Source organism: Pseudomonas sp. NPDC087342, from assembly GCF_044744265.1.
Taxonomy (GTDB): Bacteria; Pseudomonadota; Gammaproteobacteria; order Pseudomonadales; family Pseudomonadaceae; genus Aquipseudomonas; species Aquipseudomonas nunensis.
In genome coordinates, this window is sequence record NZ_JBIUXZ010000018.1 from 23,348 (window position 1) to 48,220 (window position 24,873).

Here is a 24,873-nt window from a genome sequence, read left to right on the forward strand (position 1 = left end):
AACCTATGATAAACCTGTTCGAATCACAACTGCTTGGCGGCACCGTTCTGCTGAAGAACCGGATTGTCATGGCGCCCATGACGCGCACGCGGACCTCTGAAGGTGACATCCCGAATGAGCTGATGGCCACTTATTACGGGCAGCGGGCCAGTGCGGGCCTAATCGTGGCCGAGGCCACCGACGTTGCTCCATCCAGCAACGGCTACGCGTTGACCCCAGGCATCTACACGCCAGCCCAACGGCGGGGCTGGCGGTTGGTGACAGATGAGGTTCACCGCAAGGGCGGCACGATATTTTTGCAGTTATGGCACGTCGGCCGGATGGCCCACCCCTCGCTCATGCCGAACGGCGAGGCACCTTGGGGCGTAACCGCGGAGCGGGCGGAGTCGCAGGTGTTTGCCCACGGCCCGGATGGCAAGTTGGGCCATATCCCCGCCGGCACGCCAAGGCGCCTGAGGACGGAGGAAGTGATGAGGTTGGTTGACACTTTTTCCAAAGACAGCGCCCACGCCCGCGAGGCTGGATTTGACGGTGTCGAAATCCATGGCGCCAACGGTTATCTGTTCGAGCAGTTCATGAACTCGGTGCTCAATACCCGCACCGATTGCTACGGCGGCGCCAGCGTGGAAAACCGTACACGCTTCCTGTTGGAAGTCGTTGAAGCGGCGGTGCGTGAGTTGGGCCCGGGCCGCGTTGGCGTGCGCCTGTCGCCGTTCGGCAGGTTCAACGGTATTCCGGCGGACCCTCTGACCGAGGAAACCTTGCTGTACGTGGCCGGACAATTGGGCCGTCTCGGCGTCGCCTATCTGCATCTGGTCTACGAGCTGATGCCTGAGGCGAACATGGAAGTTGCCGAGTTCAAATCCCACCACCTCGACCACGCGCTGCTGGCCAAGGTCCGGGCGGCGTTTCCTGGCACGATCATCTGGTGTGGTGGCTTCACTGATCGCCAGGGCGCCGAGGAAGCGCTCGACACCGGATTGGTCGATCTGATTGCCTTCGGCAGACCCTATATCGCCAACCCGGATCTGGCCGAGCGTCTCAAGTACGACTGGCCGTTAGCCGAAGCGGACCGATCAACGTATTACACCCGGCAGGGTGAAGTGGGTTACACGGACTTCCCGGCCTATTCCAGTCAGTAATGTGCTCGCGCCGTTATACTGCTCCGTCTGCCCGGGAGCCACCATGAATTCTTTGCCCATCGATGCCGCTCTGCCGGCCCTTCTCCAAGCCTTGACCGATCGCAACGAGGTGGTCTTGCAAGCACCGCCCGGTGCCGGTAAGACCACCCGCGTTCCATTGGCCGTGCTGCATGAAACGTGGCTGGGTGGGCAGACCATCCTGATGCTGGAACCCCGTCGGCTGGCAGCGCGGGCTGCTGCGGAAAGGTTGGCGAGTGAGTTGGGGGAGAAGGTCGGCGAGACGGTAGGCTATCGAATTCGCCTGGAAAGCCGCGTGGGTCCAAAGACTCGCATCGAGGTCGTGACCGAAGGCATTTTGGCGCGTCGACTTCAAGAAGACCCCGCGCTGGAAGGTGTTGGGCTGGTGATTTTTGACGAGTTCCACTCACGCAACCTGGATGCGGATCTCGCGTTGGCGCTCACGCTTAATGGCCGTGAATTGCTGCGCGACGAGTTGCCCCTGAAAGTGCTGGTGATGTCAGCAACATTGGAAGGCGATCGCATTTCACGATTGCTCGACGACGCTCCGGTGATCACCAGCGAAGGCCGGATGTACCCCGTATCGACGATTTGGGGGCGGCCATTTCGGCCCGGTGAGCCAGTCGAGCCGCGAGTGGTCCAGGCCTGTCTGGATGCAATCGATGAGCAAAGCGGCAGCATCCTGGTGTTCCTTCCGGGGCAGATGGAAATCCGCCGCGTCCATCAACAACTGATCGAGGCGCTCGGTGAAAACCCGCAGGTGCTGCTCTGCCCATTGCACGGTGAACTCGACCTGGCTGCGCAACGCGCCGCGATTGATCCGGCACCAGCCGGTAAACGCAAAGTGGTGCTGGCCACCAACATTGCCGAGACCAGCCTGACCATCGAAGGCGTGCGCGTGGTCATCGATGCGGGGCTGGAACGCGTGCCGTATTTCGATCCGCGCAGCGGCATGACCCGCCTCGATACGCAGCGCATTTCCAAGGCCAGCGCCACCCAGCGCGCGGGCCGGGCCGGACGGCTGGAGCCGGGTGCCTGTTACCGCTTATGGTCGCAGGATCAGCACGAGCAACTGGCCGCCTACGCCAGCCCGGAAATACTCTGCGCCGACCTCGCCGGACTGGCCTTGCAACTCGGCCGCTGGGGCGTGACGCCCGGGCAATTGGCCTGGCTCGATGTGCCTCCGGCCGCCGCGTATGCACAGGCACAGGATCTGCTCGAACGCTTGGGCGCACTGGATGGCGAGGCACTGACTCGTCATGGTCAGGCCATGGCCCAGCTGCCGGTGCATCCGCGCATCGCGCATTTGCTGTTGCGCGGGCAGGCGTTAGGTCTGGCGGACATGGCGTGCGACGTCGCGGCACTGCTTGGCGAGCGAGACATTTTGCGCGGCGCCGGCGCCGATCTGCACACTCGATTGGTCCTGTTGTCCGGCGAAGAACGCGCTGCTCGCGGCGCCCAGGGCGGCGTGCAGCGAGCGCGTCAATTGGCGCGGCAGTTTCGCGGCCACTTGCGCGGCAAAACCTCGGAGCCGGTCAGCGATCCCGATCATCCGCGCTGGCTCGGCGCTCTGCTGGCGTTGGCCTATCCGGATCGAGTCGCGCAACAGCGCCGGGCCGGCGGTGCGGAATATCGCTTGGCCAACGGGCGTGCGGCATTGTTTACCGAGGCCGACAGTTTGATGAAACAACCCTGGCTGGTGATCGCCGATCTCGGCAGTCGTCAGGGCCAGCGTGAAGAACGGATTTACCTGGCGGCGGATTTCGATCCGGCGCTGTTCGATTCAGTCTTGGCCGAGCAGGTGCGCAACGTCGATCAACTGGATTGGGACGAGCGCGAAGGCGTGTTGCGGGCCGAGCGGCAACGCAAGGTCGGTGAGCTGATCCTCAGCCGCGAACCCTTGACCGGGCTCGACGAAACCGCACGCAGCCAGGCGCTGGTGAATCTGGTGCGGCGCAAAGGCCTGGAGCTGCTGCCATGGACTCCGGAATTGCGTCAGTGGCAAGCGCGGGTGGCGTTGTTGCGCCAGTTGGACTTGGGCGCCAAAGGTGAAAGTGAATGGCCGGACGTCAGCGACGCCGCGCTGCTTGAAAAACTCGAACACTGGTTGATGCCGTATCTGGGCAAAGTCTCGCGACTCAGCCACTTCGCCAATCTGGACCTGTCGAGCATCGTGCATAACCAGTTGCCGTGGCCATTGCCGCAACGCCTCGATGAACTGGCGCCGCATCATTTGAGCGTGCCGTCGGGCTCATCGATTCGGTTGGACTACAGCGAGCAACCGCCGATTCTGGCGGTGCGTTTGCAAGAGCTGTTTGGCTTGGCCGAAACCCCGCGCATTGCCGGCGGCCGGCAAGTGGTCAAGCTGCACCTGCTGTCCCCGGCGCGGCGGCCAGTGCAGGTGACTCAGGATTTGGCGAACTTCTGGCGCAGTACCTACGCCGAAGTGAAGAAGGATTTGAAGGGGCGCTATCCCAAGCATTACTGGCCGGATGATCCGTTGGTGGCTGAGGCGACGGCGCGGATCAAGCCGCGCAAGCCCTGATGCCCGCTGCCCGGTGGCGTGGTTGACGCGCGTAGTCACGGGACCCATCATGCAAAACGAGCCTGACTGTCATTTCTTAATCATGCCCAATATCGAAATCGCCAAAAAACCTGCCAGCCCACCGGGACGTGGACGTCCACGAGAGTTCGACGTCGATAGCGTTTGCGAGGTCGTTGCACAGGTCTTTTGGGCGCGTGGCTATCGCGGCACGTCATTGGATGAAATCTGCAAGGCGACGGGGTTGATGAGGGGCAGCCTGTACGGTGCTTTTGGTGACAAGCATGGGATGTTGCTGGCGGCGATCGAGCATTACAGCAACGGTTCTATCGCCCAGTTGGCGGCGCGACTGAACACCATCGAGCCTGCCGATCAATCGTTGAGGGCCGCGTTGATGCATTACACGCGCTCGGCTTCGGCGCTGGAAGAGTTGGATGGTTGTTTCATCGTCAACACCACCCTGGAAATGATGCCGGAAGACACCGCCCTGTATGCGCGCATCGAATCCTTCATGAGCCGGACCCTGACCTTGCTGACGGCGACGGTCATTCGTGGTCAGTCTGAAGGGGTGTTCAACGCGGCGCTGGATGAAAAGACCGTGGGGGATTATCTGCTGTGCATGATCCAGGGGTTGCGGGTGTTCGGCAAAATGGTGCACGAGGAGTCGCGATTGACGGCCATCGTGGACATGTCCATGGCGTCCATCGCACGTCGATGACCTGCATTCGCTGCGCCGAATACACCGATGGCCGCCTGATTGGGGCGGCCATCGGTGCAACTTCATGCGCGTTCTAGCTCATCAGACTTTCTTGAATACATATTGATAAACGCTGCTGGAGACCTTCAGCTCGCCATCCTGCCGGCAATATTTCTCGATGAGCTCACTGGCCGCGTGCTTCAAGGAATCATCGCCGACCTGTTGGGCGATGTTCTTGTAGCGCAGGGTGCGCGTGTAAAAGTTCAGCACGGCGTCCGCGTCCGGGAACACCATGGTGCCGTCGAACCAGGGTTTTTTAACCAGTGTCAGTGATTGCGGCACGAACCTCATGATGTTGGCTTCGCAGAAGCTGTTGGTGCCTGGGGCAGTCAAGGCCGGGCCATCGAACGGGAACCCGAGTGTGAGCAGGGCGTGGTCCTGCAGCCGATTCAATTCACGCATCCAGTCGAAGTCGGCGGTCAGCAGGGCGATGTGTCCACCGGGCTTGACCAGGGTCGCCAGTTTTTCGAACGCCACTTTGATGTCCGGCACATGGTGCAGCACCAGGTTGGCCAGGATCAGATCGAAACTCCCTGGTTCAAACGGTGCGTCCTCGATAGACGATTGAATGAAGCGGTGGTTGCCCGGCAAGGCTTCCACGCGTTCACGGGTGGCTTGCACCATTTCGGGGGAAATATCGATCGCCGTGATGTTGACGTCTTTCGAGCGCGCCACCGCATCGCTGAAGCGGCCCAGGCCAGCACCCGCATCCAGCACTTCGGTGAACTTCAGCTCTTTGAGTTCTTCGGCATACCATTGGCTGATGGAGTTCTTAGCCAGTGTTTCCCATGAGTCTGACCGCTGCTTGTAGTCTTCTGTCGTTGCGTAATGCGCTTCCAGGTGCTTGCGATCAAAGTAAGTATTCAGGCCCATCTTCAACTCTCCTTGCTGGTTTTTGTTTAGGTATGAACGAGGTGTAGCCAGTGCAGCCAATGTGAACGGTCGGGGTCCGTCAGTTCAGCGCGTTCAGGCGCTGAGCCGGTACGGCCTGGTTGTTGGGGTGTGCGCGGATAAACGCGGGTTCGACCATGCTGTTGCCGACAACCCGGGCCAGGTTCGGCCATGGGTCGATGGGCAGTTCCAGGCGCTGGGCCGCATAGACCTGAGGCGCCAGCGCGATGTCGGCGAGGGTCAAATGGTCGCCATGGGCGAAGCGCCCGGTCGTGGCGCTGCGGTCCAGCAGCGTCTCGATCGCCGTGAAACTTTCCTTGAGCCAGTGGTGCTGCCACTGGCGAACCTGATGCTCGTCGGCACCGTGCTGCGTTCGCAGGTAATGGCCGACGCGCAGGGTGGTGACGTGGTGGGTGTCGGCGGCGATCAACTGGTACAGCGCCCGCACCCGTGCCCGGCCGGGTGGGTCCGGCGGCAGCAGCGGCACCTGCGGATAGACCTCATCCAGATACTCGATGATGGCCTGCGACTGCGTCAGTACCAGACCATGCAGTTCAAGGGCTGGCACCAGGCCTTGCGGGTTGACGCGCAAGTAGGGTGCCTGGCGATGCTCGCCCCGGGTCAGGTCGTGCTCCATCGAGATGTAATCCAGCGCCTTGAGGTTCAAGGCAATGCGCACCCGATAGGTCGCCGATGAGCGATAGAAGCCATGCAATCTGATCAAGAGCTGCTCCTTGAAAGCGCCGCCGCCGAGCGGCTGGATTCATCATTGGCCGATGCCGGAAAGGAAAGGTGAGAGTGACTGCTGATCGAGTCCCACAGGCCCAGGACACACCGTTGGGCATCGAGGGTCTGGCGCGAGGCGATGCCCGGACGAGGCAGGGCATGGGTGTAGAAATGCTGGCCTTCGACGGGGTAACCGATCGCCCATAGACGCTTTTCTGGCTTGCCCTGTGCACTCAGGGGATGCAGATCGGCGTCGATGTCGATCCCGCCTGGGTGGTAGTCGCCGTTGCGGTAGGGCTGAATCAGCCCGCGAGACAACAGGTTCTTGGTCAACGCAGCGCCATCGCTCAAGGGCGAATAAGCGTCCAGCCGCGCAATGACCAACGCATCGGCATAACGTTGCTCAGTGTGTTGCGGGTAGTGGGTGTCGATCCTGAATTGGCCGCGCTCGGCGTCCATGCTCAATTGCGCACCCGGGCCTCCGGCGATATCGATCAGGCCGGCCTCGCGCAATGCCAGGTACTCGAAGTTGCGCTGCCTGGGCGGCCCGAATGAGACACGGTTGGTGATGGCGTTGAACTGCTCCACGAAGAATCGATGGGAGTCAGGCGTCAGGCCGCTGTATTCGACGGCCACCCGCAACGCTTCGCGAGTGTCTCGAAGCACGTCGGTGGCGGCTTTCACCGGGCTGCCGATATTGCCCTTGAGCGCTTGATCCAGATCGTCGCGGACCAGGGCTTCAAAAAATCGTCCGAAATCCTCCTGGCTGGCGAATGCCTGACCGTCGAGCGGCCACAGAATCCGGTTGATCGCCGCCCGTTCTTCGGCACTCGGCTCGAAGCTTTCTGGGGCAACCGGTTGGCCGGTGGCGGCCACTCGATAGGCGTACGCCATTTCCTTGATAACCAACGGCAACACGTCTTGGCGAAAATCCAGTTGCGCACTGCCGGTGCGAGCCAGCACCCGTTCGCGCTGTGCCAGCATGGCGGCCGGGGTGAAAAACTGCGCCACGTGCTTGCCGGTCAAACCTTTCTGATTGATGCCGCGGGAGGCAAAAGGCAGGCAGTTGCGAGAGAACAGCAGCAAGCCGGGTTCCTCGCCAGACGGCAGATACTTCAGTCGCCCTTGCTGCTCGACGTAACGCCCGCCACGGCCCAGCGTCAGTGCCGAAATAACATCGTGGGCGGTCAGGCCGAAACCCTGGATGGCCACGGTTGCCTGGGGCGCAATCGTGTTCAGGTCTTGCACGGGGTAAGGCGTGGGGAAATAGCCCAGGTGCGGATTTCTGGGGGCCTGCTGTACGGCAAATGTCGAAAACGCCAGGTCTTGAGCCGTCGGCTCGCGGTTGCCGTGGCCCGTGGTGATCACGGCATAGTCCACCTGACTGACTTCACCGTTATCCAGGACCACGTCGTAGCCTTCGTGCCGGGGGATCAGGTCGATGACGTTGTGGGGCCTCGGGTTGAGCGTGATGGTCGAAGGCAACTGCTGCGCAAGATGGTTATAGAACCAGGCGAGGTATTCACCCAGCAGGCTGCGCGGCAGGTGGTCTGCGTCAGTGATCGGTTCACTGCTGTCGACGCAGGTACGGCAAAACAGTCCGCCGATGCGGCGGTAACCCTCCAGGCGCGCCCATTGCACAAGGGACAAACCCTGCCCGGCGGCGCCCGCGATGCTCGACGGTGCGAACATCGTGACCTGGGACGACACCGTATTGATCAACAGGTGGTCCGGTTGCTGTGAATCGTGGACCCCTTCCCCAAGTGGCCGGCGGTCGAAAATATCAACCTGTAGCCGCTTGCCGGCCGGCAGCGTGCGTGCGTGTTCCAGCATTCTTTCCAGCACAGTCAGGCCTCTTGGCCCCATGCCGATAATTGCCACTTTAATCAGCTGCATTGTTCGAACCTCCATGCTCTGCGCCAGCCCGGTGTGAGCCCTTCATTCATTCGCCCAAGGGGCCGCATCCAGTGCCAGGGTGGAAACCGGCTGCTCGTGCAAGGCGACGATGTCCGGGTCGCCCTGCCAGGTCGGAAAGCGCAGGCGAACCGCCGGGTCGTGACCAGGAATAATGTGTTGCGGCCCATCGGCCAGATGTTCGATGCGCTGGTGACCATCCAGCATGTCGGCCACGTCGAGCACGATCGGGAATGGCCGGCGCGAGCGCAGGTTGTCCCAGTAATGCGCGGCATCGCTGGCCAGCACTACGAAGCCGCGAGCGGTATGCACCCTGACCACTTGCAGGCCCGCGGTATGGCCGCCGAGCAAATGCACGCTTATGCCAGGCGCAATGGTTTTGTCGCCGTCGGCGAACTCCACCCGGCCGGCATACAGACGCTCGATCGCCGAGGCGACGTCCCGCGCTTCGAAGGGTTTGCGCAGCGGCACATGGCACATGCATCGGCCGGTGCAATAGGCCATCTCGGCTTCCTGCAAATGCAGGCGCGCGTTGGGGAACGCATCGATGTTCCCTGCATGGTCGTAGTGCATGTGGGTAATGATGATGTCTTGTACCGCACCCGCATCAATGTCCAGGCGCTCCAGCAATTGAACCGGCGATTGCAGGTACGTGCGCTTGCGACGTGCGGCCATTTCGGCGCTGAAACCGGTATCGACCAGCAGAGTGCGCTGGCTGTCCCGGATGACCCAGACATAGAAGTCCAGCGGCATCGAAATATCATCGTGGGGGTCGTCGCCCATATAGTTTTCGGCACTGCGTCGTTCGCCATGGGTGGCATAGCGCAGGGCAAAGACTTCGTATTGGGGGAGCGGCGCGTCAGACGCAGGAGCATTCATTCCATGACTTCCAGCAGGGGTTCGTCGTCATCGAGCAACTCGACCAGGATTACGTCGTCGTTGGCGGCAAAGTGTTGTTCGAAGAAGAAATGTTTTTCGCCAAAGGCCGGCACAAGATCGTCAAGCCAGGTGGCTTCGGGGTCGAACTTGGCGAAGAACGGACGGCGCACCCACAACGGATTACGCGCCTGCAGAAACTGCAGGACGAAGACCTTTTCCCCGGCGATTTCGGTGATCCCGTCAATCATGACCTTGCCCGGGAACGCGCTCATCGAAGGGCCTCTGACCGTGCGCGCCAGGCCCGAGACGATGCGGTAAGCCTGGGTAAAGATTTCATAGGCGCGAGCCAGCGGCAGGTTGAAGTACTCGCTGGGGCCGGTGTCGCGTTCCACGAACATGTAATAAGGAATGGCCCCCAGGCGAACCGCGGTGGTCCACAGCTCTGCCCAGTCCTCCGGCGCTTCGTTGACGTGCCGGATCAGCGGCGCCTGGACGCGGATGGTCGCGCCGGTGGCAATGATGTTGCGCACCGCTGCCTGTGCGATGGGGTGCTTGAGTTCACGCGGGTGGTTGTAATGACCCATGATCGCCAGGCTTCGTCCGGCGGTGACGACGCTCTCGAACAGGTCCAGCAGGTCGTGCGAATCTTTGTCGCTGATGAATCGCTGGGGCCAGTAGGCCACTGACTTGGTGCCTATACGAATGTTCTGCACATGCGCCAGTTCGTCCGTGAGCAACGGCTCGATATAGGCCCGCAGCGCCCGGGCGCTCATGACCAGCGGGTCGCCGCCGGTAATCAGGACGTCGGTGACTTCGGGGTGCAACTTCAAGTACTCGACCAGATTCTGCGAGCATTTGGCATTGAACTTCAGGTCTTCCATGCCAACGAACTGCGGCCAGCGGAAACAGAAGGTGCAGTAGGCGTGGCAGGTTTGCCCGGCGCTGGGGAAAAACAGCACGGTCTCGCGGTATTTGTGCTGGATGCCCGCCACCGGTTTGCCGTGCAGGAGCGGCACGTTATGGGTCATCTGGCCAGCGGGGTGCGGGTTCATGCGCTGGCGAATAATACTCACCTGCGCATCAATGGCCGCCTGCGGTGCACCGGTCGCCAGGAGATCACGCAAGGCCACGTATTCGTGCTCACGCAGCATGTCGCGATGGGGGAAAGTCAGCCGATAGATCGGATCATCAGGGATGTTGTCCCAGTCGATCAATTCGTCGAGCACGTAGTTGTTGACCCGAAACGGCAGCACCAGGGAAACGACGCTGATCACCTCCCGCTGCTCCTCCGTGAAGAATGCCCACTGCGGCGCCTTGCTGATGGTTTGCCGGGTATAGGGTTTGAACGTCCACACTTGGTTATCTTCCATGAGCCCTCTCCTGAAGGATGGAAATCAAAACTAAAGGCCGGCAGGTGCCGACAGTCCTCGGGGGTGAAAATGCCGCAGGGTTTAAAGATCCAGCGTGACGTCGTACTCACCCAGCCAGGTATTCAGGCCAATGGCCATTTCCATGCCAATCCGGTTCTGACGCGCCGAAGAAGCGCCGACCTCGGTGCTCAGCACCTGCTGGATACGTTGGCTGTCCAGCAGTGGCCGGGCCGGTGCATTGGGGTCGTTGGCAATCTGGCTCATCGAGGCGCGCAACTGGCGCTCGTAGGCCGGATCCTGGGTTGCCGGGTAGGGATTCTTGACGCGGTCAAGAATCGACGCCGGCAACAGATCCTTCACGGCGGCGCGCAGGATGCTTTTCTCCCGGCCATCGAAGGCTTTCATTTCCCACGGAATGTTGAAGGCGTAATCGACCAGTCGGTGGTCGCAAAACGGCACCCTGACCTCCAGGCCTACCGCCATGCTCATGCGGTCCTTGCGGTCCAGCATGATCTGCATGCAGCGCGTCAGGTGAACGTAGGTTTCCTGGCGCATACGCCGGTTAACCGCGCTTTCTGCGGCCAATACCGGGACTTCATTGACGGCCTGGGCGTAGCTGTCCTTCAGGAACGTCGGAATATCAAGCTGCTTGACCAGGCCTGGATCGAGGAGGGCCTTGCCATCGAAATATTTGCCAGTGGCTGACGTCATCCAGCCAAAGGTGTTCTCGGCAATGGCCTGGGGATCGTGAAACCAGCGGTAGCCGCCAAACAATTCGTCTGCCGCTTCGCCTGACAGCGCGACGGTGGAGTGTTTGCGCACTTCCTCGAAAAGCCGATAGAGCGAAGGCCACATGTCGCCCCAGAACGCGGGCGGCAGATCCAGCGCGCGCACGACTTGAAGGTGCAATTGCGGGTCAGCCATCAGCGCGCTGTCGAGAATCACTTCTTCGTGGGTCGAATGAATCATCTCCACCAGCGCCTGGACGAAAGGCGCATCCGGCGTGAGGTTGAAGTTGTTGGCGACAAAGTCCTGGCCGTGGTCGCGGAACTCCAGGGAGTACGAGCGAATATTGTCTTTGCCGTTTTGCAGAAGCTTTTTGGAAGCCAGCGCGGTGATGATCGAGGAGTCCAGGCCGCCCGAGAGCAGGCTGCACAACGGCACATCCGCCACCACTTGGCGCCCGACGATGTCTTCGAGCAAGTCGCGGGTGTGGCTGATGGTCTGGCTGAGACTGTGCTCGTGCTCACGGGCCTGCAATTGCCAATAGCGCTGCCGGACAAGTCCATTGCGGGTGACCCGCACCCACTCGCCGGGCAGTACTTCACGCATGCCTTCGAAGATTGCACGGCCCGGGGTTTTGACCATCTCGAGGATTTCACGCAAGCCATCGGCCTTGACCCGGCGCGGCACCAGCGGATTGGCCAGCAATGCCTTGGGTTCGGAGCCAAATACCAGGCCGTCACGGGTCAGGTAATAAAACAGTGGCTTGACGCCGGCGCGGTCGCGCACTAACAGCAACTGTTGGGTGCGAATGTCCCAGATGGCAAAGGCATAGATGCCGTTGAGCCGGTCAACAAAGGCTTCGCCCCATTCCAGATAAGCCACCAGCACGACTTCCGTATCACTGCGTGTCTCGAAGCGGTGGCCGCGAGATTGCAGTTCAGCGCGCAACTCCTGGAAGTTGTACACCTCGCCGCTGTAGGTGATGACGGCAGCATTCTGGCCGGTCTTGCCCTTGGCCAGCATTGGCTGACGACCTCCTTCAAGGTCGATCACCGACAGGCGCCGATGACCCAGGCCCACTGGCCCATCGATCCACAAGCCTTCAGCATCCGGCCCGCGCAACGCCATGGTATCGGTCATGTCCTGCAATACCTTGCGTTGTAAACGCAGGTCCTGGCCGTACGAAACCCACCCTGTGACTCCACACATACCGTGCTCCCTGTATTTTTATTGTGTATGACCGCGGCACACGCGCACACGAACAGCCTCCGTTGAATCAACGGAGGCCGATCTTTTAAATAGCGTGTTTGTATATATAAAACTTAGTTTGTTGCCAGTACGCGTTTAGCGGGTGCAAATATAAAGACGCTGATGGCTGCCAGTAACCACACACTAATACCGCCATATAACATCAGGATGCCAAACCCATGAGTTAATGCGTCATGCATGGCTGTCGAGGGTAATACGGCATTAAGTGTCGGGCTGATAAACGTACTGCCGGCCGCAACGGATTCCGCTAACGCACGCAAGTGAGTGCTGTCGACGGAGCCCGGTAACAGTTGTTTCAACTGCGTATAAACAGCTTGGGAAAGAATAAGCCCCATCAATGCAATATTGATGGCCAGTGAAATCATGCGGGCACTCATATCGATGCCCGATGCCATGCCGGCACGGCTGCTGTCTACGGAACCGGTGGTGGAGTTGGTCACCGGTGTGTTGGTGATGCCCAGGCCGATACCGGCCACCAGGCAGCCAGGCAGCATGGTCAACCAACTGGCGTGTTCCAGGCTGCTGCCAAACTTCATCAGCATAAAGCCCAGGCCGATGGTGAACAGCCCGCAAGGAATCACAATGCCTGGGCGGTAGCGCAGGGCCAGGCGCTCACCGACGGGCGGGAATACCAGGGTCGGCAAGGTATAAGCGAGCAAGGCCAGACCCGCCATGACCGGGTCGTAGCCCAGTCCGCTCTGGAAGTAGATGGGCAGGTAGATCATGAACGGCCAGAAGCTGAAATTCATGCCGATCGAACCCATCAGCGCACCCGAAAAATTCCGAATCTTGAACACCGAGAAGTCGAACATCGGGTGGGGATGGGTCTTCTCGGCATACAGAAACAGCGCAAAACTGATCAGCGTCGCGGCCAGCACACCCAATGACTGCGGGCTGTCAAAGCCCAGGGTCGGGCCTTGGGTAATGAAGTACGCCAGGCCGAATACTGCCAGTGACAAGGTGACAATCCCCATGCTGTCCAGCTTCCTGGCCTGTGGATCCCGGGATTCCGTGACACCGACGAACACCAGCAGCAGGGTCACCACAGCGATCAGCACGTGAACCAGAAATACCCACTGCCAGTTGGAAACGGCGAGGATCATGCCACCAATGATCGGGCCGAAACCAAGGCCGACACCAAACACGATGCCCCAGACGCCGAAGGCTTTACTGCGCTCGCGCCCTTCCTGGAATTGATGGGAGAGGATGGCGACCTGGGCGATAAGCATCGCGCCACCCGCCAGTCCCTGGAGGAAACGACTGGCGATGAGCACCGCCACGTTCTGGGCCATGCCGCAAATCAATGAAGTGATGCCAAACGCCAGGATACTGATAATGAACACACGCCGACGGCCAAATCGGTCGGCCAGTGTTCCGGTGGCCATCATGATGGTTGTGCAGGCAATGGTGTAGGCATTCATGATCCATTGCATTTGTTTAAAGTCAGCCTGCAAGACTGTTTCCAGTCCCGGCAGAATAACCGGCACGCTGGATATCTCCAGGCCAAACATGAGGGACGCGAGGCAAATAGCCGCCAGGGCTATATTATTTTTAGATCGGTGCGTAAGAGACACGGGTAAGCTCCCTGCAATTATCGATTAACGAGAATTGACATTTATCGAATGTACGAATGACAACTTGCCGACAGCGAAAAACGCTTTAACGTGCAGCGGCGCCTTGTACCTTAAGTTGTGAGCGCCGGATCCAGGCCGCCACACTTCGCAAACTGATTGCAATGACTAACAGACTTACGCAAAGGACGACGTGAAGTTCCACGGTAGGTCGATGTAGGGTGTAAATGGTGAATGCAGAAATGAACATCGACCAGAGATAGTAACTTCCTACCCGATGCAGCCATTTCCAGGCGGATTTCCCCAGCCACGCAGCGGTTCGATCGAACGACGTGGCGACCATCGCATACATGAACAGGTAGCCGATGGCGCCGAGGATGCTGAAGGCGAAGGGTGGTTTAGCCGTATCGAACAGCGCGGGTGCTGCGATGGCGAATGCGATGACCGCTGCCATGTGCACGGTGTGCGCGGCAGCGAAGGCCACCCCCAGGTAGCGCCGGTTACGTTTCAACCAGTGGGTGCGAGGTGCCGGCCATAGTGTGTGCAGCGCGGAAGCTGCGAATGCCGTGCAAAACAGCACCAGTGCAAAACGTGCGGAGAATACAGCCACCGCGCGCACTCCCACCACATCAGGCTGAGCGACCCCGATTGCCAGGGTGACAGCCAATACCACCGTCGTCAGGCTGGCGCACAGGTACCAGCCTTCCTGCCATTTTCCGTAATAGCTTGGGGTCGTCATGCCGACTGCTTCCAATGAATACACGTCCATGTTCCTCGAGTCAGCCGCTGGGTGGGTCGCGCTGACCAGAGTTTATTGGATCCAATAGATCCAGCTGGCGATGAACATATGACTGAGCATTCAATATGTCAAGATGTGTACGAGGAGGGTGTTTGGCGATGATCGCCCGGTTTTATTGGGCTCCAGGCAGATTTGTCGGAGATTTTTCACATAAATACCGACACGTATTTATTTTTTAGCGGGTAATTATTGAATATTTATTCACTATTGTTGACCGCAGATGGCCGCAGTTCCCCAGCCTGCAACAGGCAGGTGCAGATGTCGGGGGCCGCGGGTGGTCATCATTTTTGGCTGGAACAGCCGAAGGGTTCTACGGCGCTGCCGGCAACAAAAACCGTGCAATCACCGGCAAATGATCTGAAATCCGCAACGTATCGTCCTGCCGCACCGTTGCTTCGACCCGTTTGATCCGTGGACTGTAAAACAGGTAATCAACCGTCCGGTCCGGACCATTCAAGCCAGGGTCGTTCGGGTAATGCGTGAGCCACTGCGCCCGATCGACGCCGCTGGCTTCATTGTTGGTGGGGATCATCGGGTATTTGTCCCACAGCACATGCAGGGCGCTGTCGGCGGAGTAGGGCGTGCGCTGCTCGGCGGGCAGGCGTCGGTACTGACCCAATGGCAAGAGATTGAAGTCACCGCCGATCAACCAAGGCGTGCCGCGACCCTCGTATTTGTCGAGGGCCTTGGCCACCGCCGTCACCTGCGCTTGCAGGGTGTCATCGGGTTGGCGGACACGGTCCAGATGCGTGTTGAGCACCGCGATCTGCCCGCCATCGCTCAACGGCAGGTACGTCACGAGCAAGGCATTTTTCGGTTTGAACTGACGGCTGATGAAGTTGGCGGGCGCCACTGGCAGTTGCAGGCGTTCGGCATGTTCGATCTGGTAACGGCTCAGGGTGGCCAGTTGCCGGCCGACGCTGCCGAAGATGTGCGGCTCAGGGACGAAGTCAGCCTTCCAGTCGAAGGCGTGGGCGCTGCAGGGGTATAGGTCGGCGACTCGTTCCTGCAACAGTTTGAACTGATTCTGATAATCGCTGGCCTTGGCGCCGTCATCCAGTTCTTGCAGCAGGACCATGTCCGGCTGCTCGTCGCGAATCACCCGCGCCACTTCATCGAGGCTGAAGGCCATGTCTTCGAGGGTGGGTTTTTCGTCGTCGCCCTGGGCCAAGTCGTTCCAGAACACATAGCGTTTACCCGCCAGGTACTGGACGTTCCAGGTCATCACTTTCAAGGCCTGCCCGGGCACCAGGGTGGGCGCCTTGGCATTGCAACTGACGGGCAACACTTCCCTGGCTTCGGGCCGCCACGTGACGCTGTAGATCAACAGGCCCACCAGACCGAGGATAATCAGCAGGCCCAGCAGGGTGTAGCGCAGTAGACGGGTCATTGGCTCGGCTTATAGCGTTACAAAGATGATCCCGAGCATACCCGAGAGCGGCGTCCGCGCCCAAGGGTAGAGCGGTCAGATGGGTCTATCGGTTTTGTCAGGCACTTCGCCGATCAACATGAACAGGCGGAACAGCACCACGCTGGTGAACAGTTGCAGGAAGCTGTGGGCGCTGTCGATCAGCAAGCCAAGCACCGGATTTTGTGGCTCCGGGTACATCTCCAGACTGGCACCCTTGAGCAGCCACAACGGCGCCATCACCGCGAGGATGCACACCAGGATGCGCAGGAAATGGCCGCGAGTCAGGCGCAGGCTTTCCTTCATCGCCGCCAACGGACCCATGCCGCGCAGCACCAGCAGGTACTCGGCGAAAGCCAGGGTCACCATCAGCCAGATACCCGGCAGGAAGTACAGCGACAGGCCCAGCAGAATCAGCAGCGTGTTGAGCGCCGTGAGCAGGGCGAAGCGTGGCCACAAGGTGGCGGAAGTGGCGAGCAGGTCGCGGATGCGCGGCGATTCGCCACGGCTGCGAGCGTCGAGAAACAGAATCAGCGCTGCGGTGTACAGCGGATACACCAGCAAACCGACGATCACGCTGTAACCGGGGAAACCGTCCGGGCCGGCGGTATTGTCGACCATTTGTTGCAAGAACGCTTCGAACATCACCAGCGGCAGGCACAGTTGCACGATCTGGCCCAGATTGCGCTTGAAGAAATACAAGGAGTCACGCAGCACATCGAACGGATTCATCAGTCGGTATCGCAGGTTAAAAGCAGTCCCACACTTTAACCGATGAAGCGCTGGGGGGCGCAAACGTAAACGTTCGGTAAAGAGCATTGAAACATCCTGTATCAGCCCCATAACTGAGAGGCACCTTATCCACCGTGGATGAGGACGACGATATTCCCGGCAATCTACGAGGTCGCCATGAACAGCGAAGAACAAACCCTGATCGATGGACTGTTTTCCCGGCTGCAACAGGCCGAAACGGATTCAGCCCCGCGTGACGCCCAGGCCGAGGCGCGGATCAAGGAGCACCTGACTCGCCAGCCCGCCGCGGGCTATTTCATGACCCAGGCGATTCTGGTGCAAGAGGCTGCGATCAAAAGCCTCGACGAACAGAACAAGCAGCAAGCCCAGCAAATCCAGCAGTTGCAGGCCGAATTGCAACAGGCCAAGGCTTCCGCGCCGGCGCCGAGCAGTGGCGGTTTCCTGTCGAGCATCTTCGGTGGCGGCTCCCGCGATCCGCAGCCTGCGCCGACGCAAAGTGCTCCGCCATCCACTGGCGGCTGGCGTGAGCCGGCACGGCCGTCGTTCAACTCGCAGCCGCCACAGCAGAACCTCGGTGCACCACAACAGAACTACGGCGCCCCGCAGCAAAACTACGCGCCGCAACAGCAAGCGCCGGTCGGTAGCGGCTTCCTCGGTGGCGCACTGAAAACCGCTGCTGGCGTGGCTGGTGGCGTGATGCTGGCACAGGGCATCAGCAGCCTGTTCCACAGCAACCAGCAACCGCAGGAAATCGTCGAAGTCATCAAGGAAGAGCCAGCCCAGGTCAACGACCACAGCGGCAACGACTGGAACAACGACCAGAATGTGGCCGGCAACGATTCCAACGATCAGGGCAATTTCACTGACGCCGACTACAGCGATGACAGCTCGTCATTCTTCGGCGGCGATGACGACGACTCCTTCGTCTGACCCACCACTCGTCCGGGGCGCGCACGTGCCCCGGGCCGATTATTCGCGGAACAATCCTTCGGGCTGGCATACTGGGCGACTTTTCGGGCCTCGTGCCGGATTCAAGCCTGCGCCTGTGCGCCAAGAGGGAAAATGCGATGAAGAAAATCGCAGTGTTCGCCGACGTTCAAAACCTCTATTACACCGTGCGTCAGGCCTATGGTTGCCACTTCAACTATGCCGCGCTGTGGGCTGATATCAGCAAGCAGGGCGAGATCGTCGAGGCGTATGCATACGCCATCGATCGTGGTGACAGCAAGCAGCAACAGTTCCAGCAGATCCTGCGCAACCTCGGCTTCATCGTGAAGCTCAAGCCCTACATCCAGCGCAGCGACGGCTCGGCCAAAGGCGATTGGGACGTGGGCATCACCCTCGACATCATGGACGCCGCCGACCACGTCGACGAAGTGGTGCTGGCCTCCGGCGACGGTGATTTCGACATGCTGCTGGAGCGCATCATCAGCAAGCACGGCGTGCAAGCGGTGGCCTATGGCGTGCCGGGCCTGACGGCCAACTCGCTGATCCGCGCCGCCAGCCGCTACGTGCCGATCGAAGGCGCGTTGCTGCTCAAGAATTGATTTATACGGAGTTGAAACAGGTTTGGAACGCATAGCAGTCATCGACTTTGAAACCACCGGGATCTCCCCGAGCAGCAGCTGCCGGGCCACGGAAATTGCCGTGGTGATCCTTGAACAGGGACGCATTGTCGAGCGTTACCAAAGCCTGATGAACGCTGGCGTGCGCGTACCGGCCTTCATCGAACAACTCACCGGCATCAGCAACGCCATGCTGCGCACCGCACCGTCGGCCGAGCAGGTGATGAACGAGGTGAACGAGTTCGTCGGCATCACCCCATTGCTGGCGCACAACGCCGCGTTCGACCAGAAGTTCTGGGATTTTGAACTGGGCCGGATCAAACGTACGCGGTTGCAGAACTTTGCCTGTTCGCTGTTGCTGGCCCGTCGGTTGATGCCGGCTGCGCCAAATCACAAACTCGGCACCCTTACCACGTTCGCCAGTCTGCCCAACACCGGCAAGGCTCACCGGGCCATGGCGGATGCGGAAATGGCCGCCAACCTGACGACGCATTTGGCAGAGCAACTGCGCCAGCAGCATGGGCTGCGCGAGCTGTCGCATGATCTGCTGGTCAGCTTGCAGAAAGTGCCGGCGGCGAAGATCAATGAACACCTCAAGCGCCATCGCGGGTTCTGACTGATACCCCAACAATCCCCTGACACAACACAAATCCCCTGTGGGAGCGGGCTTGCTCGCGAAAGCGGTGTGTCTGTCACATTGATGTTGGATGTGCCGACGCCTTCGCGAGCAAGCCGGGGTTCGTTTTAAAGACATGCGGTGTTTGTTGGCGGCCGGGTATAGCGGCGTTTGATAGATCGCTTCGCGGGCAAGCCTCGCTCCTACAGGATCGAGGCGAACCCGAATATCGAGAACAACATAAATCCGTAGGAGCGAGGCTTGCCCGCGAAGGCGTCATCCGCCTCACTATTTCCCTTCCAACTGCCCCAACGGCACGCGCTTTTCTATCGCGCTGGACAGCACAATCGACGTCTTGCTGAACCCGAACTTGGCAATCCGATTGATCAACTCTTCCAGCTCCGGCATCGACCCCACCGCCGCTTGCATGATCACGCACGGATCACCGGTGACCCGATGGCATTCAGTCAATTGCGGGATTTTGATCAGGTCGTCGTAGGCCTTTTGATTGCCGTGCTGGTTCAGGCGCAGTTCGATCACGCACTGGATCGGCAGGCCGATTTTCGACATGTCGACTGTCGCCTGATAACCGGTAATCACCCCGGAGGCCTCAAGTTTGGCCACGCGCTCGGCGACGGCCGGGGCGGAGAGATTCACTTTGCGCGCCAGTTCGGCGTAGGACGCCCGACCGTTTTCCAACAGGGCGCTGAGGAGCATGCGGTCGTACTTGTCCATCGTAAATTCCTGAAAATGACATGACTTTCGAAAGCACGGTTTATCGCGCAGATCTCCGTGCTTTGAAAAGTGTACCGGCGCTATAAACAGGTTTTGTAACTTATTTTTAGCGCCTGGCCTTTCTAGAATATTCGATCTCCTTGTCCTGCCTATGAGCTGCCCCATGCCTGGCTTACGTCGCTTTCCCTTGCCGTTGATCGCCGCATTCTTCGCGTTGTACGTGATTTGGGGCTCGACTTATCTGGTCATTCGCATCGGCGTGCAGTACTGGCCGCCGTTGATGCTCGGCGGCATTCGCTTTGTGATTGCCGGGACGCTGATGTACGCGTTCCTGCGTTGGCGCGGGGCGCCGGCACCGACCTGGGCGCAGTGGAAAGCGGCGGGGATCATCGGGATTTTGCTGCTCAGTTTCGGTAACGGCGCGGTCAGCGTGGCCGAGCACACCGGGGTGGCGTCCGGCGTTGCCGCACTGGCGGTGGCGACGGTGCCGTTGTTTACCTTGCTGTGCGGATATTTCTGGGGTGCGCGTAATACCCGTCTCGAATGGGCCGGGATTGTGCTCGGGCTGATCGGCATCGCCATGCTCAACCTCGGCTCCAACCTGCAATCGAGCCCGTTGGGCGCGGCGTTGCTGGTGTTTGCCGCCGCGACCTGGGCCTTCGGCTCGGTGTGGAGCAAACACTTGCCGTTGCCCCAAGGCGCGATGGCGAGTGCCGTGGAAATGCTGGTGGGCGGCGTGGTGTTGCTGATCGGCAGCGCGGTCAGCGGCGAACACCTGGACAGTCTGCCGCCGATGGAAGGCTGGGCCGCGTTGGCTTACCTGATCGGCTTCGGTTCGATCATTGCCTTCAACGCCTACATGTACCTGTTGAAAAACGTGCGTCCGGCGGCGGCCACCAGTTATGCCTACGTCAACCCGGCGGTGGCGGTGTTGCTGGGCATTGTGTTTGTCGGCGAGACCATTGGTATTGAAGAGGCGATTGCCATGGCGGTGATCATCAGTGCTGTGGTCTTGATCGGTTTGCCACAGTGGCGACGAGCTCCGGTGCGACCTGCGGCGGTGGCGCCGACAGAATCCCGTGTGAATTAGGGTAAACTGCGCGCCATCGCCTATCCGCTCTGATTTTTCCTACGGTAATCCCATGACTTTCGCCTCCCTTGGCCTGATCGAACCTTTGCTGCGCTCTCTTGAGACGCTCGGCTACCAGACGCCTACGCCGGTCCAGGCGCAAGCCATTCCGGCGGTGCTGGCCGGTCGCGACCTGATGGCTGCGGCCCAGACCGGCACCGGCAAAACTGCCGGTTTCGCGCTGCCGCTGCTGCAGTTGCTGGCCATGGAAGGGCCGAAAGTTGCCTCCAACTCGGTGCGCGCCCTGATCCTGGTGCCGACCCGCGAACTGGCCGAACAGGTTCACGAAGCCGTGCGTCAGTACGCCGAGAACCTGCCGCTTAGCACTTACGCAGTGTACGGCGGCGTCAGCATCAACCCGCAGATGATGAAGCTGCGCAAAGGTGTCGACGTGCTGGTGGCGACTCCGGGTCGTTTGCTCGACCTGTATCGCCAGAAGGCCCTCAAGTTCAATCAACTGCAAACTCTGATTCTCGACGAAGCCGATCGCATGCTCGATCTGGGTTTCTCCGAGGAACTGGGGAATATTTACCGCGTGTTGCCGAAGCAACGTCAGACGCTGCTGTTCTCCGCGACCTTCTCCGACGCGATTCGCTTGCTGGCCGGGCAAATGCTCAACGATCCGCTGAGCATCGAAGTCAGCCCGCGCAACGTTGCCGCCAACACCGTCAAGCAATGGGTCGTGGTGGTGGACAAGAAGCGCAAGCCGGAGCTGTTCATTCATTTGCTGCGCAAGGGCAAGTGGAAACAGGTGCTGGTGTTCGCCAAGACCCGCAACGGCGTCGACGCGCTGGTGGAAAAACTCCAGGGCCTGGGCATCAATGCCGACGGCATCCACGGCGACAAACCTCAAGCTACGCGTCAGCGGGCGCTGGATCGGTTCAAGGCCAGTGAAATTCAGATTCTGGTCGCCACCGACGTTGCGGCCCGTGGCCTGGACATTGAAGATCTGCCGTTGGTGGTCAACTTCGACTTGCCGATCGTGGCCGAGGACTACATCCACCGCATCGGTCGTACCGGGCGTGCGGGTGCTACCGGTGAGGCAATTTCCCTGGTGTGCGCGGATGAAGTGAATCAGCTGTCGGCCATCGAGATGTTGACCCGTCAGACATTGACCCGCCAGACGGAACAGGATTTCGAGCCTGAGCATCGGGTGCCGGATACCGATTCCAGTGGTCAGGTGGTGAAGAAGCCGAAGAAACCGAAGAAGCCAAAGACCTCCGGTGGCGGTAAGCGCAATTTGGGTAAGTGGGTTGAGAGCGGGGACGCTTCGGCGGTGGAGCCTTCGATCAAACCTGTGCGCAAAGTGCCGGTGTTTAACACTGGGCCGCGTAAGAAGAAGCCTTGATCCAGTGATGATCGTTCCCACGCTCTGCGTGGGAATGCCTCAATGGACGCTCTGCGTCCGCTGTTGGGACGCGGAGCGGCCCGGGCTGCATTCCCACGCGGAGCGTAGGAACGATCAATAAGTCGCGGCGCCTGCTAAGACGCCTTCGCGAGCAGGCTCACTCCCACATTTGATCTGTGTCATATGAAGATCCAGTGTGGGAGCGAGCCTGCTCGCGAAGGGCGCGCCGCAGTCTTCAAGCCTTACGCTTCAACCACTCCACCATCCCGAACCCCGCCGCACGCCCGCTGGCAAAACACCCCGTCAGCAAATAGCCCCCCGTCGGCGCTTCCCAGTCCAGCATTTCCCCCGCGCAGAACACGCCCGGCAGTTGCTTGAGCATCAGACGCTCATCCATCGACTCAAACTTCACTCCACCCGCGCTGCTGATGGCTTCATCCAGTGGACGGGTTTTCACCAGCGTCAGTGGCATCGCCTTGATCGCGTTGGCCAGCAACGCCGGATCGGAAAAGCACTCGGACGCCGTCAACTCTCTTAGCAACGCCGCTTTCACGCCATCGATTCCAAGCTGACTGTGCAGGTGCTTGGACATCGATCGCGAGCCGCGCGGTTTCTTCAGCGCAACCTCAACTTTATCCACAGGCCGGCCCGGCAACAGGTCGATATGAATGGTCGCTGAACCGTGCTGATTGATGGCTTCGCGAATCGGCGCCGACAGTGCATAGATCAAACTGCCTTCAATCCCCGTGGCAGTGATCACACATTCCCCAAGGCGTGGGATGTCGTCATTCAGGCCAATCGCGATATTTTTCAGCGGCGCGCCAGCGAATTTGCTGACCATCAATTCGCTCCAGGCCTGCACCTCGAAGCCGCAATTGCTCGGTTGCAGCGGCATTAGTCCTACGCCGCGCTGTTCCAGTGGCAGCATCCACGCGCCGTCCGAGCCAAGGCGCGACCAACTGCCGCCGCCGAGGGCGAGCAGGGTGGCGTCGGGTTTGACGGTGATTTCACCGTCAGGACTGGCGATACGCAAATCACCGTGCTCATTCCAGCCGAGCCAGCGATGGCGGGTGTGGATAACGACACCGGCATCGCGCAGGCGTTTTAGCCAGGCACGGAGTAGGGGAGCGGCTTTCATGTCCGTAGGAAAAACCCGGCCAGAGCTGCCGACAAAGGTTTCGATGCCCAGGTCATGAATCCACTGGCACAATTCATCGGCGCCGAATGCCCTTAGCAGCGGGGCGATTTGCGGCGCCCGTTCGGCGTAGCGCGAGAGGAACGCCGGGTAGGCTTCGGAGTGGGTGATGTTCATGCCGCCGACGCCGGCCAGCAGGAATTTTCGCCCTACGGAGGGCATGCCGTCGTACAGATCGACTTTGATTCCGGCCTGGCTCAGGACCTCGGCGGCCATCAGGCCGGCAGGGCCGCCGCCGATGATGGCGACGTGCGGGGGGAGGGAAGTCGAGGGCTGGGTCATGGCATGCGCTGCGGTATGGCTGGATTAGCGGCGCATTCTATCAGCACCATTCCCTGTGGGAGCGGGCTTGCTCGCGAAGAGGGTGGGTCAGTCGATATTAATGTTGCCTGATACACCGCATTCGCGAGCAAGCCCGCTCCCACAGGGGGTTTGTGGTGTTTGGAAAAGTGTGATCAAAAAACAGCCAGCGCTCTGTAAGCTATATGCAGCCTGGGCTGCAGGCCCTTTCACTCAGGTTATCCACAGGCAGTTCCACAGGCATTGTGGGTAAAGATTCATACCTCAATGACAACCTGATGACTGCCACACCCGTTGTGCGCTGTGATGGAGGATGCCATGACGGCGGGCCAGGGCCTGGCGGTCCTTGCTGTAGCCGCCGCCGATCACGCCGACTACCGGAATATCGCGGCCCAGGCAGTGGCGCATCACGCTTTCGTCCCGGGCGGCGACGCCTTCGTCGGTCAGCTTCAGGTAGCCCAGCGCGTCATCCTTATGCACATCGACACCCGCGTCATACAGCACCAGGTCCGGTTGATAGAGCGGCAGCAAATAGTTGAGTGCGTCGTCCACCACCTTCAAATAATCCGCATCGCCCATGCCCTTGGGCAACGGAATGTCCCAGTCGCTTTCGGCTTTGCGTGCAGGAAAATTCTTTTCGCAATGCAGGGAAACGGTCACCGCGTCCGGGGTGTTGTGCAGGATCCGTGCAGTCCCGTCGCCCTGGTGCACGTCGCAATCGAAGATCAGCACCCGATTCACACGACCGCTTTCCAGCAGGTAATGGCTGATCACCGCCAGGTCATTGAAGATGCAGAACCCGGCCGGATAGTCGTAGTGCGCGTGGTGCGTGCCGCCGGCCAGGTGACAGGCCAGACCATGTTCCAGCGCCTGCTCGGCCGCCAGCAATGAACCGCCGACCGCCCGCACCGTGCGCCGGGCCAGGGCTTCGTTCCACGGCAGGCCGAGGCGCCGCTGGTCTTCGCGGGACAACTCGCCGCTCATATAGCGTTCGATATACGCAGGGTCATGTGCGAGGGCGAGAATCTCTGCCGGACACAGTTCCGGGCGCAGCAGGTCGGCGTCCCGGACCAGGCCGCTGTCCACCAGGTGGTCGCGCAGCAGGCGAAACTTGTCCATGGGGAAGCGATGCTCCGCCGGGAAATCGGGGCTGTAGTCTTCGTGGTAGATCAATGGCAGGGGCATGGCTGATTTGTGTAGGAATGCAGGTGGGATGAGTG

General features: G+C 60.2%; 21 protein-coding genes. 8 read left to right on the forward strand and 13 right to left on the reverse strand.

The annotated features are described in order from the left end of the window. The first annotated feature begins 5 nt into the window (after positions 1 to 5). From ACIOYV_RS25060 to ACIOYV_RS25070, 3 genes are all read left to right on the forward strand, one after another. Entirely contained in the window at positions 6 to 1,142 is a 1,137-nt protein-coding gene (locus ACIOYV_RS25060) for an alkene reductase (RefSeq protein WP_401327937.1), read from the forward strand. A gap of 43 nt (positions 1,143 to 1,185) precedes the next feature. After that, on the forward strand, positions 1,186 to 3,705 hold the full coding sequence (gene hrpB / locus ACIOYV_RS25065; RefSeq protein WP_401327939.1) for an ATP-dependent helicase HrpB: 2,520 nt from the start codon (positions 1,186 to 1,188) through the stop codon (positions 3,703 to 3,705). A gap of 82 nt (positions 3,706 to 3,787) precedes the next feature. Continuing rightward, positions 3,788 to 4,420: a TetR/AcrR family transcriptional regulator gene (locus ACIOYV_RS25070; RefSeq protein WP_054052600.1), complete on the forward strand. Its 633-nt coding sequence runs from the start codon at positions 3,788 to 3,790 to the stop codon at positions 4,418 to 4,420. Positions 4,421 to 4,501: 81 nt separating this feature from the next. Here ACIOYV_RS25070 and ACIOYV_RS25075 read toward each other — a convergent pair whose 3' ends face one another. From ACIOYV_RS25075 to ACIOYV_RS25120, 10 genes are all read right to left on the reverse strand, one after another. After that, positions 4,502 to 5,332 carry a class I SAM-dependent methyltransferase gene (locus ACIOYV_RS25075; RefSeq protein WP_054616709.1) on the reverse strand — a complete coding sequence of 277 codons (831 nt, stop codon included), beginning with the start codon at positions 5,330 to 5,332 and terminating at the stop codon, positions 4,502 to 4,504. Positions 5,333 to 5,411: 79 nt separating this feature from the next. After that, positions 5,412 to 6,074 carry a maleylacetoacetate isomerase gene (maiA, locus tag ACIOYV_RS25080; protein WP_401327943.1) on the reverse strand — a complete coding sequence of 221 codons (663 nt, stop codon included), beginning with the start codon at positions 6,072 to 6,074 and terminating at the stop codon, positions 5,412 to 5,414. Beyond that, positions 6,071 to 7,972: an FAD/NAD(P)-binding protein gene (locus ACIOYV_RS25085; RefSeq protein ID WP_401327945.1), complete on the reverse strand. Its 1,902-nt coding sequence runs from the start codon at positions 7,970 to 7,972 to the stop codon at positions 6,071 to 6,073. The genes maiA and ACIOYV_RS25085 overlap by 4 nt, the downstream gene beginning before the upstream one ends. Before the next feature lie 42 nt (positions 7,973 to 8,014). Next, on the reverse strand, positions 8,015 to 8,869 hold the full coding sequence (locus tag ACIOYV_RS25090) for an N-acyl homoserine lactonase family protein (protein WP_401327948.1): 855 nt from the start codon (positions 8,867 to 8,869) through the stop codon (positions 8,015 to 8,017). Then, positions 8,866 to 10,239: a KamA family radical SAM protein gene (locus tag ACIOYV_RS25095; RefSeq protein WP_401327951.1), complete on the reverse strand. Its 1,374-nt coding sequence runs from the start codon at positions 10,237 to 10,239 to the stop codon at positions 8,866 to 8,868. Before ACIOYV_RS25095 ends, ACIOYV_RS25090 begins: the two co-directional genes overlap by 4 nt. An 81-nt stretch (positions 10,240 to 10,320) precedes the next feature. After that, positions 10,321 to 12,174 (reverse strand): asparagine synthase (glutamine-hydrolyzing), encoded by a 1,854-nt coding sequence (gene asnB, locus ACIOYV_RS25100; RefSeq protein WP_401327954.1) that lies wholly within the window; start codon positions 12,172 to 12,174, stop codon positions 10,321 to 10,323. A gap of 113 nt (positions 12,175 to 12,287) precedes the next feature. Continuing rightward, positions 12,288 to 13,745 carry an MFS transporter gene (locus ACIOYV_RS25105; protein WP_401327957.1) on the reverse strand — a complete coding sequence of 486 codons (1,458 nt, stop codon included), beginning with the start codon at positions 13,743 to 13,745 and terminating at the stop codon, positions 12,288 to 12,290. A gap of 148 nt (positions 13,746 to 13,893) precedes the next feature. Further along, on the reverse strand, positions 13,894 to 14,568 hold the full coding sequence (locus tag ACIOYV_RS25110) for a hypothetical protein (protein ID WP_401327960.1): 675 nt from the start codon (positions 14,566 to 14,568) through the stop codon (positions 13,894 to 13,896). 346 nt (positions 14,569 to 14,914) lie between these two features. Further along, positions 14,915 to 15,994, reverse strand: a complete 1,080-nt coding sequence (locus ACIOYV_RS25115) for an endonuclease/exonuclease/phosphatase family protein (protein ID WP_401327962.1) — start codon at positions 15,992 to 15,994, stop codon at positions 14,915 to 14,917. A 75-nt stretch (positions 15,995 to 16,069) separates the two neighbouring features. Then, positions 16,070 to 16,744, reverse strand: coding sequence for a YciC family protein (locus tag ACIOYV_RS25120; RefSeq protein ID WP_401327965.1), 675 nt, complete (start codon positions 16,742 to 16,744; stop codon positions 16,070 to 16,072). A gap of 177 nt (positions 16,745 to 16,921) precedes the next feature. On the opposite strand from ACIOYV_RS25120, the gene ACIOYV_RS25125 reads away from it, so the two are divergent. The 3 genes from ACIOYV_RS25125 to ACIOYV_RS25135 all read left to right on the forward strand — a co-directional run bounded on the left by ACIOYV_RS25125 (position 16,922) and on the right by ACIOYV_RS25135 (position 18,946). Next, positions 16,922 to 17,695 carry a DUF2076 domain-containing protein gene (locus ACIOYV_RS25125; RefSeq protein ID WP_401327968.1) on the forward strand — a complete coding sequence of 258 codons (774 nt, stop codon included), beginning with the start codon at positions 16,922 to 16,924 and terminating at the stop codon, positions 17,693 to 17,695. A 137-nt stretch (positions 17,696 to 17,832) separates the two neighbouring features. Then, the gene (locus ACIOYV_RS25130) at positions 17,833 to 18,312 is read left to right on the forward strand and encodes an NYN domain-containing protein (protein ID WP_054052625.1); all 480 of its coding nucleotides are present in this window, start codon (positions 17,833 to 17,835) and stop codon (positions 18,310 to 18,312) included. Between the two features lie 22 nt (positions 18,313 to 18,334). Then, positions 18,335 to 18,946, forward strand: coding sequence for a PolC-type DNA polymerase III (locus ACIOYV_RS25135; RefSeq protein ID WP_054052626.1), 612 nt, complete (start codon positions 18,335 to 18,337; stop codon positions 18,944 to 18,946). A 288-nt stretch (positions 18,947 to 19,234) separates the two neighbouring features. Here the strand turns inward: ACIOYV_RS25135 and ACIOYV_RS25140 are convergent, their stop codons facing one another. Beyond that, positions 19,235 to 19,681 carry an Lrp/AsnC family transcriptional regulator gene (locus tag ACIOYV_RS25140; protein ID WP_401327972.1) on the reverse strand — a complete coding sequence of 149 codons (447 nt, stop codon included), beginning with the start codon at positions 19,679 to 19,681 and terminating at the stop codon, positions 19,235 to 19,237. Between the two features lie 163 nt (positions 19,682 to 19,844). On the opposite strand from ACIOYV_RS25140, the gene yedA reads away from it, so the two are divergent. Both yedA and ACIOYV_RS25150 read left to right on the forward strand, forming a co-directional pair. After that, positions 19,845 to 20,771, forward strand: coding sequence for a drug/metabolite exporter YedA (gene yedA / locus ACIOYV_RS25145; RefSeq protein ID WP_401327975.1), 927 nt, complete (start codon positions 19,845 to 19,847; stop codon positions 20,769 to 20,771). Between the two features lie 52 nt (positions 20,772 to 20,823). After that, complete coding sequence (locus ACIOYV_RS25150; RefSeq protein WP_123404696.1) at positions 20,824 to 22,158, forward strand: DEAD/DEAH box helicase; 1,335 nt, start codon at positions 20,824 to 20,826, stop codon at positions 22,156 to 22,158. 235 nt (positions 22,159 to 22,393) lie between these two features. Here ACIOYV_RS25150 and ACIOYV_RS25155 read toward each other — a convergent pair whose 3' ends face one another. Beyond that, positions 22,394 to 23,635, reverse strand: coding sequence for a TIGR03862 family flavoprotein (locus ACIOYV_RS25155; RefSeq protein WP_401327978.1), 1,242 nt, complete (start codon positions 23,633 to 23,635; stop codon positions 22,394 to 22,396). 282 nt (positions 23,636 to 23,917) lie between these two features. Next, positions 23,918 to 24,838 carry a histone deacetylase gene (locus ACIOYV_RS25160; protein WP_401327981.1) on the reverse strand — a complete coding sequence of 307 codons (921 nt, stop codon included), beginning with the start codon at positions 24,836 to 24,838 and terminating at the stop codon, positions 23,918 to 23,920. Positions 24,839 to 24,873: the final 35 nt, after the last annotated feature.

Bases quoted from the DNA above. Each gene is read 5' to 3' on its own strand.
- ACIOYV_RS25070 (WP_054052600.1), top strand. From the start codon at position 3,788: ATGCCCAATATCGAAATCGCCAAAAAACCTGCCAGCCCACCGGGACGT.
- ACIOYV_RS25130 (WP_054052625.1), top strand. From the start codon at position 17,833: ATGAAGAAAATCGCAGTGTTCGCCGACGTTCAAAACCTCTATTACACC.
- ACIOYV_RS25140 (WP_401327972.1), bottom strand. From the start codon at position 19,681: ATGGACAAGTACGACCGCATGCTCCTCAGCGCCCTGTTGGAAAACGGT.
- yedA (WP_401327975.1), top strand. From the start codon at position 19,845: ATGCCTGGCTTACGTCGCTTTCCCTTGCCGTTGATCGCCGCATTCTTC.
- ACIOYV_RS25155 (WP_401327978.1), bottom strand. From the start codon at position 23,635: ATGACCCAGCCCTCGACTTCCCTCCCCCCGCACGTCGCCATCATCGGC.
- ACIOYV_RS25150 (WP_123404696.1), top strand. From the start codon at position 20,824: ATGACTTTCGCCTCCCTTGGCCTGATCGAACCTTTGCTGCGCTCTCTT.
- ACIOYV_RS25075 (WP_054616709.1), bottom strand. From the start codon at position 5,332: ATGGGCCTGAATACTTACTTTGATCGCAAGCACCTGGAAGCGCATTAC.
- ACIOYV_RS25095 (WP_401327951.1), bottom strand. From the start codon at position 10,239: ATGGAAGATAACCAAGTGTGGACGTTCAAACCCTATACCCGGCAAACC.
- ACIOYV_RS25105 (WP_401327957.1), bottom strand. From the start codon at position 13,745: ATGTTTGGCCTGGAGATATCCAGCGTGCCGGTTATTCTGCCGGGACTG.
- ACIOYV_RS25160 (WP_401327981.1), bottom strand. From the start codon at position 24,838: ATGCCCCTGCCATTGATCTACCACGAAGACTACAGCCCCGATTTCCCG.
- ACIOYV_RS25090 (WP_401327948.1), bottom strand. From the start codon at position 8,869: ATGAATGCTCCTGCGTCTGACGCGCCGCTCCCCCAATACGAAGTCTTT.
- ACIOYV_RS25115 (WP_401327962.1), bottom strand. From the start codon at position 15,994: ATGACCCGTCTACTGCGCTACACCCTGCTGGGCCTGCTGATTATCCTC.
- ACIOYV_RS25125 (WP_401327968.1), top strand. From the start codon at position 16,922: ATGAACAGCGAAGAACAAACCCTGATCGATGGACTGTTTTCCCGGCTG.
- ACIOYV_RS25085 (WP_401327945.1), bottom strand. From the start codon at position 7,972: ATGCAGCTGATTAAAGTGGCAATTATCGGCATGGGGCCAAGAGGCCTG.
- ACIOYV_RS25060 (WP_401327937.1), top strand. From the start codon at position 6: ATGATAAACCTGTTCGAATCACAACTGCTTGGCGGCACCGTTCTGCTG.
- hrpB (WP_401327939.1), top strand. From the start codon at position 1,186: ATGAATTCTTTGCCCATCGATGCCGCTCTGCCGGCCCTTCTCCAAGCC.
- asnB (WP_401327954.1), bottom strand. From the start codon at position 12,174: ATGTGTGGAGTCACAGGGTGGGTTTCGTACGGCCAGGACCTGCGTTTA.
- ACIOYV_RS25120 (WP_401327965.1), bottom strand. From the start codon at position 16,744: ATGAATCCGTTCGATGTGCTGCGTGACTCCTTGTATTTCTTCAAGCGC.